Genomic DNA, 1,002 nt, shown 5'->3' on the forward strand with positions numbered 1-1,002 from the left:
CCCCCAGTAATGCCCGGGAATAGCGGGATCAATGGTTGCACTGGAGCGCTGCCGCATGGCGTCCCAAGGCTCGCCAATCACCAGAGCGATTTCCGGCTCGCCCGATTGCACTTGAATCGTCGCCACCGTAAGGAGGGCGGCGACCGCCAGTGCAAATACCGCACGTCGCCAGCCCACACGTTGCAGCAGGCTCATCGCACACCCCGGCCTGCAGCGATATCCTGAATCGCCTGTTCGATCCGGTGGCGATTGCCGTCACGCAGCAGCTCATCAAACCGCGCCGCTGCCCTGAGCACAAAGGCCATGCGCTGATGGATATCGGACAGGTCGGCAAAGTGATTGCTGCCAAAGCCAACGGTGCGTCCGTCATCAAGGCGCAGGGTCAAGACCCACCCCATGGGCTGGCGAGTGCCAGCGTGATGAGGTAGCGCTCCTCGTCGGGGCGCTTGTCATCCTCGAAGCGCCCGACTATCAGCATCACTTGATACTTGTCATCTGCTTTCCAGTAAGCAACACCGCCTTTGTTCTCGTCTCGCAATCGGGCACGCCATTGGGGGGTGTCGGCAAACGATGGAAAGTTCTTGACCCTGATTGGCTTCCACCCGCCTTGGCGCCATTGCTCCTGCAAATCCAGCACGATCTTGAGCGTATCGTCGAGCAATAGCGGCTCGATTTGCGGGGACATACGGACATCGCTGACCAGCTCATCATCGAAACTAATTGTGAAGAAGCGAGCCAGTGGGGTCACGAACCCGTATTGGGGGTCTATGAAACGAAGGCGGGCATCTGATTTCGGCAATCTCCCCCAGTAATGCCCGGGAATAGCGGGATCAATGGTTGCACTGGAGCGCTGCCGCATGGCGTCCCAAGGCTCGCCAATCACCAGAGCGATTTCCGGCTCGCCCGATTGCACTTGAATCGTCGCCACCGTAAGGAGGGCGGCGACCGCCAGTGCAAATACCGCACGTCGCCAGCCCACACGTTGCAGCAGGCTCATCGCAC

Annotated in this window: 2 protein-coding genes and 1 pseudogene; all 3 read right to left on the reverse strand. The window is 60.0% G+C overall.

The features are described from left to right. A pseudogene (locus F8N21_RS30285) lies at nt 1–195 on the reverse strand (hypothetical protein); the annotation flags it as partial. Next, the gene (locus F8N21_RS30290) at nt 192–386 is read right to left on the reverse strand and encodes a hypothetical protein (RefSeq protein ID WP_191624438.1); all 195 of its coding nucleotides are present in this window, start codon (nt 384–386) and stop codon (nt 192–194) included. The gene F8N21_RS30290 and the pseudogene F8N21_RS30285, both read right to left, overlap by 4 nt. Further along, nucleotides 383–997, reverse strand: a complete 615-nt coding sequence (locus F8N21_RS30295) for a hypothetical protein (protein WP_150645601.1) — start codon at nt 995–997, stop codon at nt 383–385. The genes F8N21_RS30290 and F8N21_RS30295 overlap by 4 nt, the downstream gene beginning before the upstream one ends. Nucleotides 998–1,002: the final 5 nt, after the last annotated feature.

Origin of the sequence: Pseudomonas fluorescens, from assembly GCF_902497895.1 — a bacterium.
Classification (GTDB): Bacteria; Pseudomonadota; Gammaproteobacteria; order Pseudomonadales; family Pseudomonadaceae; genus Aquipseudomonas; species Aquipseudomonas fluorescens_BP.

What these genes read in the sequence shown, in the direction of transcription:
- F8N21_RS30295 (WP_150645601.1), bottom strand. Translation starts at nt 997, where the DNA reads ATGAGCCTGCTGCAACGTGTGGGCTGGCGACGTGCGGTATTTGCACTG.